The organism is Hallella absiana, from assembly GCF_025457485.1.
GTDB lineage: Bacteria > Bacteroidota > Bacteroidia > Bacteroidales > Bacteroidaceae > Prevotella > Prevotella absiana.
The window spans coordinates 147,010-161,162 of record NZ_JAMXSP010000006.1 but is presented as its reverse complement, the minus strand read 5'-3'; the positions used below and the strand labels follow the sequence as shown (position 1 = coordinate 161,162).

General features: G+C 48.4%; 11 protein-coding genes and 1 tRNA gene. 3 read left to right on the top strand and 9 right to left on the bottom strand.

Annotation, left to right across the window (positions count from 1 at the left end; translation table 11 throughout):
• Positions 1–156: 156 nt before the first annotated feature.
• From NG346_RS04870 to NG346_RS04835, 8 genes are all read right to left on the bottom strand, one after another.
• A complete protein-coding gene (locus tag NG346_RS04870) occupies positions 157–549 on the bottom strand; it encodes a hypothetical protein (protein ID WP_262279263.1) in 393 nt (130 codons plus the stop codon).
• Between the two features lie 941 nt (positions 550–1,490).
• Positions 1,491–1,886, bottom strand: coding sequence for a helix-turn-helix domain-containing protein (locus NG346_RS04865; RefSeq protein ID WP_262279262.1), 396 nt, complete (start codon positions 1,884–1,886; stop codon positions 1,491–1,493).
• Between the two features lie 145 nt (positions 1,887–2,031).
• Positions 2,032–3,141, bottom strand: a complete 1,110-nt coding sequence (locus tag NG346_RS04860; protein ID WP_262279261.1) for a tyrosine-type recombinase/integrase — start codon at positions 3,139–3,141, stop codon at positions 2,032–2,034.
• A 230-nt stretch (positions 3,142–3,371) separates the two neighbouring features.
• Entirely contained in the window at positions 3,372–4,139 is a 768-nt protein-coding gene (locus NG346_RS04855; RefSeq protein WP_262279260.1) for a helix-turn-helix transcriptional regulator, read from the bottom strand.
• A gap of 277 nt (positions 4,140–4,416) precedes the next feature.
• Positions 4,417–7,653: a TonB-dependent receptor gene (locus NG346_RS04850; protein ID WP_262279259.1), complete on the bottom strand. Its 3,237-nt coding sequence runs from the start codon at positions 7,651–7,653 to the stop codon at positions 4,417–4,419.
• A gap of 77 nt (positions 7,654–7,730) precedes the next feature.
• On the bottom strand, positions 7,731–8,738 hold the full coding sequence (locus tag NG346_RS04845) for a FecR family protein (protein ID WP_262279258.1): 1,008 nt from the start codon (positions 8,736–8,738) through the stop codon (positions 7,731–7,733).
• Positions 8,739–8,893: 155 nt separating this feature from the next.
• Positions 8,894–9,463: an RNA polymerase sigma-70 factor gene (locus NG346_RS04840; RefSeq protein WP_262279257.1), complete on the bottom strand. Its 570-nt coding sequence runs from the start codon at positions 9,461–9,463 to the stop codon at positions 8,894–8,896.
• A gap of 657 nt (positions 9,464–10,120) precedes the next feature.
• Positions 10,121–10,193 (bottom strand) — tRNA-Phe (locus NG346_RS04835).
• Between the two features lie 610 nt (positions 10,194–10,803).
• On the opposite strand from NG346_RS04835, the gene NG346_RS04830 reads away from it, so the two are divergent.
• Positions 10,804–12,366: a sensor histidine kinase gene (locus tag NG346_RS04830; protein WP_262279256.1), complete on the top strand. Its 1,563-nt coding sequence runs from the start codon at positions 10,804–10,806 to the stop codon at positions 12,364–12,366.
• Between the two features lie 101 nt (positions 12,367–12,467).
• Positions 12,468–13,166: a response regulator transcription factor RprY gene (gene rprY / locus NG346_RS04825; RefSeq protein ID WP_262279255.1), complete on the top strand. Its 699-nt coding sequence runs from the start codon at positions 12,468–12,470 to the stop codon at positions 13,164–13,166.
• A 202-nt stretch (positions 13,167–13,368) separates the two neighbouring features.
• Here the strand turns inward: rprY and NG346_RS04820 are convergent, their stop codons facing one another.
• Positions 13,369–13,611, bottom strand: coding sequence for a hypothetical protein (locus NG346_RS04820; RefSeq protein WP_262279254.1), 243 nt, complete (start codon positions 13,609–13,611; stop codon positions 13,369–13,371).
• Between the two features lie 194 nt (positions 13,612–13,805).
• Between NG346_RS04820 and rpsF the strand changes: the two genes are divergently transcribed.
• Positions 13,806–14,150 carry a 30S ribosomal protein S6 gene (gene rpsF, locus NG346_RS04815; RefSeq protein WP_262279253.1) on the top strand — a complete coding sequence of 115 codons (345 nt, stop codon included), beginning with the start codon at positions 13,806–13,808 and terminating at the stop codon, positions 14,148–14,150.
• Positions 14,151–14,153: the final 3 nt, after the last annotated feature.

The following is a 14,153-nucleotide window of genomic DNA, read 5'->3' as shown; positions in this document are numbered from 1 at the left end:
GCTGACGCCGAGGAGCTGCTCTCTGCCATTGTTGAGGAAAATCCGAAGTTCCATAAATTCTACGTACTATACAATATTAATGCAGCTTGAGCGTATGCTCATTCACTTGCGAAACTTGAGGTTATTATCATGTTGGTAGGTTGTAGGTGGAACGGATTACATCTCTTCAAGACTGTCGTGAATAGCATCCAACTCAGCCTTGATGCCTCTGATGGCTTTCAAGGTAGACTGCGCCTCCGGCATGATGACCTTATGGAAATAGCTTTCGTTGAGCTTGTCATCAATGGCCAGCTCATTGGCACGGTGCATGACTTGGTTGAAGTTGCCGCCGAGCCACGAGAGTTGTTGCTGATACTTGGTGTAGAAGGAAAGCAGCGTCGCCATTGCTTCTATCCTCCCTCTTGTTCGTTTGTCATCGAAGCGGTTGACTGCATCACGAATCATTGCACTTGTGTTGCCGCCGTAGCTCTGTGCTTTCTTCTGGAAGAGTTGCAGCTCATCATCGCTAAGTCTGACTTTGCAGACGTGGTTTCTGTTGGTGTCGTTCATCTGTTGATGGTGTTAAAGTTGGTGGTTATTGGAAATTGAAATTCACATTGGGCAGCCTTAGAGTTCATGGACTCATCATCCTTCAAGAGATAATTCGGGAGTTGCGACCGAGATTTTATCCCCAGCTCCGCTGGCAAGTGACTTTTATGGTCATACGACGGCGATAGCCTCGTGTGGCCACAAAAGTACAACTTGCTATTCCCAATTGACTGCCGTAGCGGTAGTTTTTGCGATATATATGGCATCATGTCTGTTTTAGGTGCTAAATAGGGTATTTCCCGTAGTTGTTGAGCGATCGTGATTAGTCGCAGACTCAGTATTTTACTGGCTCAGACTATGCGATTGATTACTTTTATCACGTGATAACCGTGATAAGTATGATTACTTTTATCACGTGATAACCGTGATAAGTATGATTACCTTTATCACGTGATAACCGTGATAAGTATGATTACCTTTATCACGTGATAACCGTGATAAGTATGATTACTTTTATCACGTGATAACCGTGATAAGTATGATAACCTTTATCATGTGACCCAGATAAACTCTAACTCAAAGATGGGGAAAGATAGATCAGATAGAATCTATCCGCGGATTGTTCTGATAGATCAGATAGAATCTATCCGCAGATTGCTCTGATAGATCAGATAGAATCTATCCGCAGATTGCACTGATAGATCAGATAGAATCTATCCGCGGATTGTACTGATAGATCAGATAGAATCTATCTATAGATTGCTCTGATTGATCAGATAAAATCTATCTACAGATTGCTCTGATAGATCAGATTGATTTAATCCTTCTCCAAACTTTTGCGAATTCTTGAACGTAAAGCAATATGTTTGCCCAAGCGAGCTGCTTGCCCTAGTAAGATATTTGCGTGAGTAATATACTTGCTCGGGCAACATACCGACATTACGCCATTAATCGCCAATTCGTCAGGACATCAAGGGTTTCGGTTTTCGTTTGACTTCCGCCTGCAGGGCTTTGAGATGCCTTTCGGCCTTGCGCTCGTCAATGTTAGCCGCGGCATCGTCCGGATAGTGGGTGTCGCTGTATCCTCCGTCGGTAATCCACTTCATCAGTTCGTCCTGGAAGAAATAGAGCTTGTTGCCGCGCTTGTGGAAGGGTATCTTCCGCTTGGAGGTCATGTCGTAGATGGTCGACGGACTCTTGCCGAGCAGCTTGCTGGCCTCCGTCATGCCGATAGGTGTGTGCTTGGCTGCAGCGCACGTACCGCTGGCGATGGACGACAACAAGGCGATGATCGTGTCGCACTTCTCATGGAGGGATGCCAGAGATTGCGGCATCCCGTCAAAGGTAAATGTTCTCATGGTAGTAGTTGGTTGTGGGGTAGGTGTTTGGTTTTCCATAGTATCAAAATGTCAGTAGGTTATGATGATGGTTTTCTATTCTAAAAGTATGTGAGAATGTGAGAATGTGAGTATGTGAGAATGTAATAGTATGACACTGTGAGTCTCATTTCAATGAGATCTTGTTCGTTGCGTCACGCTTGAGCGAGCTGACTACGTCTGTATAGACTTGTGTCGTTGACACGTCGCTGTGGGTGAGCAGCTTCGAGATGGTGTATATGTCGGTGCCGGCCGCCAGCTGCAACGTGGCAAAGGTGTGGCGGAAGCAGTGGAAGGTGATGTGCTTCGTGATGCCTGCCGTCTTGAGCCACTTCTTCAGATGATAGGCTACGATGCCCGTGGTGAAGTCCTTGAACACCTGACCGTCCTTCCGATCCCCGCATAGCTCTACGGCTTCGTCGCTGATGGGAAGGAAGCTCTCCTTCCGGGTCTTCTTCGTGCGGAAATGAAGCATCCAACCGCCATCGGGCGAAGGCTCTATGTTGTCCCATTTCAGTCGGATGATGTCACTGACACGTAGTCCCGTGAGCACTGAGAACAATGCCGCGCGTCTGAGCACCTCGCTCTTGCAGGGAGTAGCTGAGAGATGTTTCACCTCGTCGAGGGTCAGAAACTCCCTTGGCGTACTGTCGTTCTCAGCCTTCTCCAACTTCGTGGCGACATTTTCCTTGAGCTTACCGTCATCGAAGGCGATGCGGAGCACTGCCTTGAGCTTGCACAGACAGTTGTTGGCCGACGAAGCCATCATCAGTTTGCCGTTACGGGCGCACTTCTCCGACATAAGGTAGCCGAGAAACTTCTGGCAGTATTCCACGGTGATGTCGTCGAAGCAGCAGCTGCCGCCACAATAGTCCTTGAAGTGACCGAAAGCCGTCTGCCAGTTGTGGCCGTGCTCATTCTCCTGCATCTGCTTCTCGAAATAGTCGAGGAAGCTCTCACGGCCTTTTGCCCGGTCGAGGAAACCAAACTGTTCATTGATTACCGACTCCGTGCGACGGCACTTGATGAGTTCCGCCTTCTTCATCATCGAGCTGTTGTACTCCTGCTGGAACCGCTCCGTGGGGTTGGCATAGATGTATATGCCCAGATACTCGCGCCGTGTCATCCGTCCCGTCCGGGGATGGCGGATAGCAGGGTAATAGTCAAGGTAGAGTGAGACCTTACCCTTTGCCAGCTTCCGCTGGCGCACTGTCACTTTTGTACAAAGGTTTGTCATAGCTATACTTATTTTTTCGTTTCAAATTAACAGACTAAATTTCTACTATCGCTCTGCAGAGTGCAGCTAAATCTTCTACAAAGTTACGACCGATTACGTCTTGCAACAACTGTTTGCAGTCGTTTGGTCGTGTTGATGCCTTATTTTCCATGTTTTACCCGTATATTTGCCGTTTTTTCGAAACGAGCGGACTCGGATTTGGTCAATAGCACATACCTGCTTCTAACGGCTCATGTCGCTCCCTCGCGCTTTTCCTTGGTCGACGGGTTCTTGTCCTCAGCCTTTCTGCGCTCCGCCTCCCAGTCCTCCTTCAAGTAATAGAGCCGGTTGCCGTTGGCCTTCTTCGTCCGAACGTTGTGGGTGTTGGCGAACCGCCTGACCTGTGTCTTGCCGAGTCCGTAGATGCGCATGAGCTCTCCGCAGGTGTACCAATGCTCGCCGAGCGTCCTGCCCAAACGCTCACGCTCCTCAGCGATGGCCTTGTCGACAGCCTCTTTCGGATAGCACGTGGTGCCGAAAGCGTGGATGGACGGAATCTGATACCGCATCCTAAGTGTATAAAGACGACCGTAACTGTAGTCGAACTTCGCGCATACCTCCGCCATGGTATAATGTGTGTCGTGGGTGACGCCAACGGGGGCGCGGTCCTTGGCAGCTCCTTTCGACATTCTGCGAGTCTTAGCACCCTCATTCGCCTTTCCCTTGCAGCTCTTCCCCTTACAATCATTCCGTTTGTCTTTTGAGAATATCGACTGCGAAAGCGTCTCCCCCAATGCCATCTCTATCATGCTAAGAATCTCCTTCCGTGCGACGACCGTTACGCGTTCTGAGAGTTTGACCGGGTGTAGCTTTCCCCGACTGACCATCGTGTAGTAAGTCCTCAAACTGATGCCGAGCAGTTCAGCCACCTGCCGCGGACGATAGAACTCCTGCCGAGAACTTACGTTGACAACGCTGCCGCCCGTAGTGTTAAGTTGTGTTTCGTTTTTCTTTCCCATAGTGCTTGTTCTTGTGAATTTATCCGTTTTCAGCATTGTCTGACAATTTTGGTGCAGCGGCGTTGCATTATCTGCTTTAGGGTGCAACATCTTATGCCGCGGCACTTCATTGTCAAGTTCCAAATGCGGTACAAAATTAATCAAAACAGATGGAACTCACAATAGCCATTAGGAAAGACTGCAAACGCTTGTTAACTGATAATCAACCGATTACTTGCAGACGTTTGCAACCGTTTGCCGACATTAAAGTCCATGATAAAAGTATTTTAGATGACGATTAGAAGGTAACCACAGTGCCGAAGGTAAACGAACGGGTATGAGGATAGATGTCACGGTTGTCGTAGCCAGGATTAAGTCCGGCTGTCGTCACCTCTGGGTCTATGCCTTTATAACCAGTGATGGTGATGGCGTTGTTGACCGTAGCGTACAGGCGCAAAGCCTTGATGTACTTGCCGATTTTCTTGAAGTTGTAACCCAACGTGATATTGTCGATCTTCCAATAATCACCGTCTTCGACATAGTAGCTGTTGAACTCTTCAGAGCACAGCGTGTTGAGCACAGCCTTTCCGAATACTTTGTCGTAGGCCGAGCGCAGGCGGTTCCAGTCTTGTCGGCTGCGGTTTTCATAGAACATTCTGACGCCGTTGATGATCTGGAAGCCAAAAGCTCCGCGCATATTGACGGCGAGATCCCAGTTCTTGTATTTCACCTGGTTATTGAAACCTAAGTACCACTTTGGCACACCGTTGCCCAAGATTTGCTTATCCTCAAAGGCGTGAGTAAAGTCGTCGTAGTTTACCTCTTTCCCTTCATGATTGAGGTAGATCCACTTGCCATTGTCGTCTACACCTACTACCTTGAAGCCGTAGATGTCACCAACGCGGTGTCCTATTCTGACAATATGTGATTCTGTCTTCACTGGCTCTTCGATCCAACCTGTCATGAAGTAGTCCGAAGAGGTCTTATACAGATCGTTAGACAGGCTCTTGAGCTTGTTGGAGTTTGTCGAGAAAGTCAGTGTGCTCGACCACGTAAGGTCGTGTGTCTTCACGGGTATGGCGTTGATCATCACTTCCAGTCCCTGGTTGCTCATCTCACCAACGTTGGCACGTGTGGTTGTGTAGAGGTTTGGAGGTGAAGGAACGGAATAGTCATAGAGCAAGCCCTTGATGAGACGGTAGTAGTAATCGATGGTACCATTGATGCGGTAGTTGAGAATACTGAAGTCCACACCAAGATCCACCTCGTGCTTTTCCTCCCATTTCAGTTTGCTGTTGGCATTTTGTGTAGGCTGCAAAGCACGGATCCACTTGCCGTTGTAGAGATAGTAGTCGCCATATCCCAACAGAGACTTGCCCAAGAAGGAGTCGCTGGGCTGTGAGCCTGTAACGCCGTAACCGGCACGCAACTTCAAATCGTCGAACACCTTTTGGTTGCGCATAAACGGCTCGTTGGTTACACGCCATCCTACAGAGACCGACGGAAAGTTACCCCACGGCTGATGTGTGCCTTCCAACTGGCTTGCAGCCTCGTGACGCAAGGCGGCCATCAGCAGATAACGGTCGCGATAGTTGTAGTTGATACGGCCGAAGAAACCGATGAGGTTGGTGTCGAGCCAATAACTGTATTCCGTGGCAAGTCCTTTCTTCAAGGCTTGTCCTACTCCGATGTTATGCCAACTGAAGAGGTCGGTCGGGAAGTCGTAGTTTTGCTCGTACTGCCGGTTATAGTTCATCTGCTGATAGCTGTATCCAGCCAAAGCCTGAACCGTGTGTCCGTCAAATGTCTTATGGTACTGTGCGGTCAGCTCGATGAGTTTGGTCATGTTGTTGGCAGAGCCTGTGCTGGCATAGCCGTTGCGTCCGTCGCGAATGGTGGAGATGTGGTGCTTCGTTTCGTAGTATCCGCCTGTCTGGCTTATACGGTCGTAAGACAGCAGCGCATTGAGTGTCAGATCCTTGATGGGTCGATAGGCCACGTTGCCGCTGATACGTATCTGTTGCAAGTCTTGCTGACCGTCGGATTCATAGATACGTGCCATTGGGTTGTCGTAGTTGAAGATGCCTGTATTCTCGTACCATGTTCCGTCAGCGTTCTTGACGGGCTCCGTGGGATTGTGGATCATGGCTTGCCGCCAGCTGTAGGTGTCATAGCTGCCGCCATCCGTGGTTGATGTGTAGCCGGTCTTGTTGGCGAGAAGCTGCAATTTGATGTTGAGTTTGTCGTCAAACATACTGTGGTTGACTTCCGCACGGCCTTGGAATTCCTCTTTGTCTGATTTGTGGAAGATACCTTGCAGATTACGGTAGTTCATGTTCACGACATAGTTGGTCTTGGCTGTACCACCTTTGAACATGAGGTTGTGGACATGGCTCACGCCCGTGCGCAGGATCTCGTCGATCCAGTTGGTGTTGTAGCCCAAATCCCACGATGCGCCGCGCAGTCCGTCTTTGATCTGCTGACGATAGTCTTCGGCAGTACAGAAGTCGGGCTTCTTGACGATATTCGACAGAGAAAGGTAACCACTGTACTGTACTTCGTTGATACCGTCGCCTTTAGCCTTCTTGGTTGTAATCATCACTACGCCATTGGTGCCGCGGGAGCCATAGATAGCTGCGGCGGATCCATCCTTGAGCACATCTATGCTTTCTATGTCCTCCGGTGCTACTGTGTTGAAGTCGCCTGGTATGCCGTCGATAAGAATCAGCGGTTTGGTTGTTGCACCCAGAATGGTGGTGTTGCCTCGCAAGGCCACTTCCGTTCCACCGACAGGATTGCCCGACGGATTGGTGATCGACAGACCGGCGATCTTGCCCTGAATAAGTTGTCCGGCATCATTCACAGCACCAACAGTGAAGTCTTCGCTTTTTACACTTCCCACGGAGCTGGTCACGTCGCCCTTGCGCTGTGTGCCGTAACCGATGACAACCACCTCGTTGAGCACCTTGTTGTCTTCCTGTAAACTGATTTGCAGGCTGCGCTTGTTGCCCACGACGACATCCTTGTTAGTGAATCCTATGTATGATACTTGCAGCGTGCTGCCAACGGGTACGTTGATCGTAAAGTTTCCGTCGAGATCACTTACTGTGCCATTGGTGGTACCTTTTTCCATGATGGTTGCGCCGATGATGGGTTCTCCCTTCTCATCAGTAATGCGTCCTTTCACGACATGGTCTTTTGTCTGAGCACCGCTTCGCTTCTGTAGGGGAACAGCAGACTCTTTCTTGTGCAGAATGATATTCTTGTCATGGATTTCATAATCGAGGTTGCTGCCACTGAGGATTTGGTCGATGGCCTGGGAAAGTGAGTTGGCATGTACGTTCACCTTTTTACTGGTGGCGATAGCGTCGGCATTGAACACAAACGAGTACCCGGTTTGCTGACGCAGTGCCGTCATGGCTTGTGCAACAGTGGCTGAATGGAGTTTCAGCCTTACCCTTTGCGCCTGGCCACTGATGCCGGTTCCTAATAGCAGTAGTGAAGCCAGCATGATCTTTTTGTTTAGCGTAGTCATAGCTTTTTAGTTAGATAATAGATTGAATGTATGTTGATAACAGGTTGAATCTGGTAGAGAGCACTTAGAAGGCTTGCTTAGTAGATATCTATATGCCTTCCTTTGATGGCGTATCTCAGCGTACCGGTCTCTTTGAGCGCTTGCAGAATGTCGGTGTAGCTTTGTTCACGTGTAGAGAAAGTGCCATAGAATCTCTTGTTGGCCGTGGCTGGGTGGTGGATGCTGATGTCAATGTTGTAGGTACGTTCCAATCTCTTGGCAATGTCTGCAACTGTTGTATTGTGGAAGATCAGTTCGCCTTTGCTCCATGCATTGCCGTCAGATTGCTTGTTGAGAATAGTAATATGTCCCGACCGCTTGTCTATAATGGCTTCTTGCCCTGCCACGATGATGCTTGCCTGTGTGTCGTTTTCTGTTTTCAACTCTACGCTACCCTCGTCAATGACAATCCTTGCTTGACTATCTTCGGGATAGTTGGTGATGTTGAGCTTCGTACCGATATCGCGCACAGTCATTTTAGATGTAAGTATCTCTATGGGTTGGTCAGTATGATGGACGATGGTGAAATATGCCTCGCCCGAGAGTTTGACCTTGCGACTCTTCAATCCGAAACTCTGCGGATAACTGAGTGTAGAGCCTCCGTTAAGGTTGACCTGTGTGCCATCGGGCAGGCGGAGCGCCATTGTGGACCCCATCGGCACGTTCATGCTTGCGTCTGCCAGCTGTCCCATCCACGAATTTCTGCCTTGACGGTAGCAGAGCACGGCTGCCAGGGATACGGCGATAATCAATACAGCTGCATAGCGAACAAAACCGAAGATACGTCTTTGTTTTCTTGGCTCTACCGGGCGCAGCTGTTCCTGCTTTCGCTTGTTGAATTTGGCAAAACCTGCTTGCCAGTCATAGTTGGTTGCTTGGTGCTCAGCCTTGATGGTCATCCATATCTCGTGGCAGCGGCGCAGAATATCCCGGTTGGCAGGATTTTCTTGCAACCATGCATTTAATTGGCGGTTGTCCTCAGTGGAAATCGTTTCACTGAGATATGCGATAATCAAGTCTTCTATGTGTGGGTCGAGTTGTTCCATTGTTGTCTTTTACCTTGCAGACAACATTTATGATGGAGAGGGTAGTGAGAAAATGATTTTTTTCGTTGATTTCTCTGTATGATAGTTTCTTTATCTAAGTTATGGCAAACGGCCTCAACTTAGATAAGGAATCTCGCAAAATCTTTTTTAAAGATTTATCCCAAGAGTAAAAGCAATAGCAGGTAAGGCTCCAGTTGACTGTAGAGCAGGCGGATAGCATTTTTGATATGATATTTCACGGTGTTGACGGAAATGCCTAAGCGTTTGGCTATCTCATCGTAGGTCATGTCTTCGTAGCGGCTCAGCTCAAAGACTTGACGAGTCTCGTGGGGTAGGGTTTCTATGGCAGTGCGGATTTTCTCTTCTAATTCTTTTTCCAGCAAGTGCCCAAGGGGATAGGTTGAGTCCTGAGCTGTGATGAGTTCTTCCTTCGGAAAGGTGCAGGTGGCAAGTTCGTGCTGGTGCTGCTTGATCCTGTTGAGGCATCTCCTATGCACGCTTGTGATGAGAAAACTACGCAAGGAACGGTCGATCTGCAGTTGATCCCTGACTTCCCACAAATGGAAGATAGCGTCGTCAACGATGTTTTCAGCGTCAAAGTCATTGCCAACGATCTGCCGGGCGTAGGCGCAGAGTATGCCGTAGTGGAGCCGGTAGAGCGTTTGGTAGGCCGCATCATTGCCTGCCTTGAGCTGTTGAATGAGTATCGTTTCTGACTGTTCCATAGTTATGTTTCGCTGCAAAGTTAAGCAAAAATGTTGTAAATCAGTAGTTGGAAACTATGTTTTTTGTCTTAGACCATGGTTATTACGTCGGTAGTTTTGTTACTTATGGTTCCATTTACATTCAATTTTCTCAGAGCCTCGCATCTTAGTACTGTCAGTTTTAGATGTTACTTTGTCTCTTGTTATGTCTTATTCGTTTGTTAGCTTTTCTGACAAAAAACGGGCGCTGAGAATCGTTTCTTTTGCACGAAGACCTACTTTGCTCTGATTTTCGCGAAAATGGAGGAATTTTTGTATATCGTTGACAATCAACGGAATATGCGTGTTCTTTCCTTTCACATAGATCAGCAAACCGGTTTCTCCGCAAAAAAAGCATGAGTGTTTTAGGTCATCTCGGTGAGATCATCCCATCAAAACGCCACGATGACCATGCCATTCCGGCGGTTTGACAGAGTCATGCCACCGAGATGGCAGTGTCGACCCACCGATTTCATACCATGGCAAGGCAAAAAAAGGTAAAAAAGGCTGCCTGGGTCGAGTTTGAAAACAGAAAAGCGACTGGGGACTCTCTACTTTGCGAGTAGGCGTGAAGGGGATTTTGTAATAAAAAAGGCCCGAACTCCATCACTGGAAATCCGGGCAGAATGAAAGGAGGAGTGGTGCCTCTTGGAGTTGAACCAAGGACACATGGATTTTCAGTCCATTGCTCTACCACCTGAGCTAAGGCACCTTCTTTCTTTACTAACGGCAGAAACCGTCTGTACTTGGTTTTTGAAAGCGAGTGCAAAGATACACTTTTTTCTTCTATCTCACGAATATTCTTCCGTTGTTTAATAACTATTAACGAAAAATCGAAAGATTCCCACATAGAAACACAGAGCCACAGGCTATACTCTCCTAATCCTATAATCTTTTCACCCAACACAAATAATGATAGATATCGTAAAGCGTAAGAGGTAGATCCAGCCGAGCCGCAAAAAAGTTATCCACGAATCTTCACGAATCTACACGAATGTCTATCGACTTACATTAGTGAAGATTCGTGGAAGAATAAAGACTCGAATAGTTATCAACTTACATTAGTGAAGATTCGTGTAGATTCGTGGAAGAATAGAGACTCGAATAGTTATCAAATAGCATTAGTGAAGATTCGTGTAGATTAGTGGATGAATAAAGAGCCGAATCTGTCCATTGGCATCACCGAGTCTTATTGGTAGAGTATAGAAAATAGAAGCGTATTGTATCTATAATGCCATAGTTATGGTTAATATAGTTAAACCATCAAATAATCATTAACACTAAACTGTTAACCAATTAAGATTTTCCCTATCTTTGCCGACATGAAGAAGAAATCCATTTGGACCATCGCCATCATCATGGGCGTGTCCTTTGTCATCCTGCTTGGCCTGCAGCTCACCTACATCCGTGAGATGGCCAACATGAAGAAGGAACAGTTCGACGAAAGCGTCAACCGCGCCCTCTATCAGGCTTCGCGCAATCTGGAGCTCAACGAGACGTTGCGCTATCTTGAGAAAGACGTCAACGAGACCGAGCGCCACGCTTACCGCAAGGACAGCGTAGGCACCAGAAGCGGAAAGCCCAACGATGGCAGCGTGCAATACTCTCACCAATATTCCGTGGCAGGCAAGGACGGCACCATCTACTCCTCGTTTGAGTTGAAGACGATGGCCGTGAAACCCACACAGATGCCGAAAGCCATGATCCTGCGCACCGACCGCAACTCCAACACCGCGGCCAGCAAGTCGCTGCAAGAGATCGTCAAGAACAGATATGTCTATCAGAAGGCACTCCTCGACGAAGTGATCATGAACATGCTCTACTCCGCCTCAGACAAACCTCTGAAAGAGCGTGTCAACTTCAAGATCCTCGATCAGGACATCAAAGCCGAGCTGATGAACAACGGCATCAACATTCCTTACCACTTCACCGTCTCGACACAGGACGGACGTGAGGTCTACCGTTGTCCCGACTACAGCGACGAGGGCAGTGAATATACCTACAGCCAGGTGCTCTTCCGCAATGATCCGGCATCGAACATGGGCGTGGTGCGCGTTCACTTCCCCGACATCAACAGCTATATCTTCTCCAGCATCCGGTTTATGATCCCGAGCGTGGTGTTCACCATCATCCTGCTCATCACGTTCATCTTCACCATTGTGGTCATCTTCCGGCAGAAGCGCTACAGCGAGATCAAGAACGACTTCATCAACAACATGACGCATGAGCTGAAGACACCTATTGCCAGCATCTCGCTCGCCGCGCAGATGCTCAACGACGACAGCGTACCAAAGAGCGAGAAGATGATGAAACATCTCATCGGCGTGGTCACCGACGAGACCAAGCGATTGCGGTTCCTCGTGGAGAAAGTGCTGCAGATGTCGATGTTCGACCGCAAGCGCTCGTCGTTCAAGAAAAAGCATCTCGACCTCAATGAGATGGTGGAGACCATCGCCAACTCGTTTACCCTGCGCGTGGAGCACACCGGTGGCAAGATCTATGTCGATGTGGAAGCTATCGAATCGGGTATCTATGTCGATGAGGTGCACTTCCAGAACGTGATCTTCAACCTGATGGACAACGCGGTGAAATACCGCAAGCCCGACCAGCCCATTGACATCTATCTGAAGACATGGAACGATGACAACCATCTCTATCTCTCCGTGCGCGACACGGGCATCGGTATGAAGAAAGAAAACCTGAAGAAGATCTTCGAGAAGTTCTACCGCGTACACACCGGCAACGTCCACGACGTGAAAGGCTTCGGACTCGGACTGGCTTATGTCAAGCGGGTTGTCGATCTCCACGACGGTGAGATCAAGGTCGACAGCGAGTACGGCAAGGGCACCTGCTTCACCATCAAGCTGCCGGTGATCAAGGATTAAACCTTGGAGCATCACGTACATCTATATATATAATAAGGTGTAGCCCGCGCTTCAACCCAGATATAAGAACAATAATAAAACAATTAAAAATACAAACGACTATGGAAGAAAAAGTAAAGATTCTGCTTTGCGAGGACGACGAGAACCTCGGCACACTGCTCTGTGAGTATCTTATTGCCAAAGGCTACGACGCTACGCTCTGCCCCGACGGCGAAGCTGGCTTCAGAGAGTTCCAGAAGGAGAAGTTCGACATCTGCATCCTCGACGTGATGATGCCGAAGAAGGACGGCTTCACGCTTGCTCAGGACATCCGCCAGATGAACTCTCAGGTGCCAATCATCTTCCTCACCGCCCGCGTACAGAAGGAAGACGTGCTCGAAGGTTTCGACAAGGGTGCCGACGACTACATCACCAAGCCGTTCTCTATGGAGGAACTCGTGAAGCGTGTGGAGGCTATCCTGCGCCGTGTGCGTGGCAAGAAGAACCGTGAGAGCACGATGTACAAGATCGGCCGCTTCACCTTCGACACACAGAAGCAGCTGCTCACCATCGACGGCAAGTCGACGAAGCTCACCACCAAGGAGAACGAGCTGCTGGCTCTGCTCTGCTCTCACGCCAACGAGATCCTCAAGCGCAACGACGCGCTGCGCACAATCTGGATCGACGACAACTACTTCAACGCCCGCTCCATGGACGTGTACATCACCAAGCTGCGCAAGCATCTGAAGGCCGACGATCAGATCGAGATCATCAACATCCACGGTCAGGGCTATAAGCTCATCGTGCCGGAGGAGGACTAATTGAAAATATTAGTTTGTGGCAAGTCCCTTTCAAAAAGGACTGGCAAGCATTAACCCCGAGTTGCCTATCGTGGAAAGCCTAAGCATCGCAAAAGGCTTTTCAAGCGGGCAGCTCGGGGTTAAATGTTTGAATCGGCAAAATATAATATGCCATATCCTGCCGCAAAGAGCTAAAAAGAACATAAACGGCAAGACATTGCAATTACCTGTCAGCCGCTACCTTTCCGATGATGCCAAGGGCAATCAGCAACAGGGGCAGGAAGAGAAGGAGGTTGTAGTTGGTGAGATTGGTGAAATAGAAGACCACCATCAACACCACACCTATATATATAAGAGGTATACCAACCACGGGACGCACACGAGGCCATAAGCGGCCGATGAATCCCTTTGCCTTTGAGACGAGCCGATGCCTTACCGTTTTATTCTCTTGCTGCGATTGAGACATGATCTTTGTATTGCTAAGTTTTCTGTTTATCGCCTGCAAATTTACGAATTATTGTTGCAGCATCGTCGCGTGAGCAAGGCAATTAATGTTAAAAAGAAGAAAAAGGGCTCAGCCCTGTCACGTTATCACAAATAAAAGTAGTACCTTTGCAGTCGCATTTTGCAAAATAACATTTTAATTATCAACAAAGTAGTATGAATCAATACGAAACCGTTTTCATTTTGACTCCCGTTTTGTCTGATGAACAGATGAAGGAAACGGTCGCTAAGTTCAAGAAGCTGCTCACCGACAATGGTGCTGAGATTGTGAACGAAGAGGCCTGGGGACTGAAGAAGATGGCTTATGCAATTGACAAGAAGTCGACAGGTTTCTATTGCCTGTTGCAGTTCAAGGCTGAGCCCTCTGTTGTTAACACCCTCGAGACCGGCTATCGCCGCGATGAGAAGGTGATTCGTTTTATCACTGTGAAGCTTGACAAGTACGCTGTGGCTTATGCCGAGAAGCGCAAGGCAAAGTGGAACAACAAAGTGGAGGCATAAACT

Bases quoted from the DNA above. Each gene is read 5' to 3' on its own strand.
- NG346_RS04870 (WP_262279263.1), bottom strand. From the start codon at position 549: ATGAACGACACCAACAGAAACCACGTCTGCAAAGTCAGACTTAGCGAT.
- NG346_RS04865 (WP_262279262.1), bottom strand. From the start codon at position 1,886: ATGAGAACATTTACCTTTGACGGGATGCCGCAATCTCTGGCATCCCTC.
- NG346_RS04860 (WP_262279261.1), bottom strand. From the start codon at position 3,141: ATGACAAACCTTTGTACAAAAGTGACAGTGCGCCAGCGGAAGCTGGCA.
- NG346_RS04855 (WP_262279260.1), bottom strand. From the start codon at position 4,139: ATGGGAAAGAAAAACGAAACACAACTTAACACTACGGGCGGCAGCGTT.
- NG346_RS04850 (WP_262279259.1), bottom strand. From the start codon at position 7,653: ATGACTACGCTAAACAAAAAGATCATGCTGGCTTCACTACTGCTATTA.
- NG346_RS04845 (WP_262279258.1), bottom strand. From the start codon at position 8,738: ATGGAACAACTCGACCCACACATAGAAGACTTGATTATCGCATATCTC.
- NG346_RS04840 (WP_262279257.1), bottom strand. From the start codon at position 9,463: ATGGAACAGTCAGAAACGATACTCATTCAACAGCTCAAGGCAGGCAAT.
- NG346_RS04830 (WP_262279256.1), top strand. From the start codon at position 10,804: ATGAAGAAGAAATCCATTTGGACCATCGCCATCATCATGGGCGTGTCC.
- rprY (WP_262279255.1), top strand. From the start codon at position 12,468: ATGGAAGAAAAAGTAAAGATTCTGCTTTGCGAGGACGACGAGAACCTC.
- NG346_RS04820 (WP_262279254.1), bottom strand. From the start codon at position 13,611: ATGTCTCAATCGCAGCAAGAGAATAAAACGGTAAGGCATCGGCTCGTC.
- rpsF (WP_262279253.1), top strand. From the start codon at position 13,806: ATGAATCAATACGAAACCGTTTTCATTTTGACTCCCGTTTTGTCTGAT.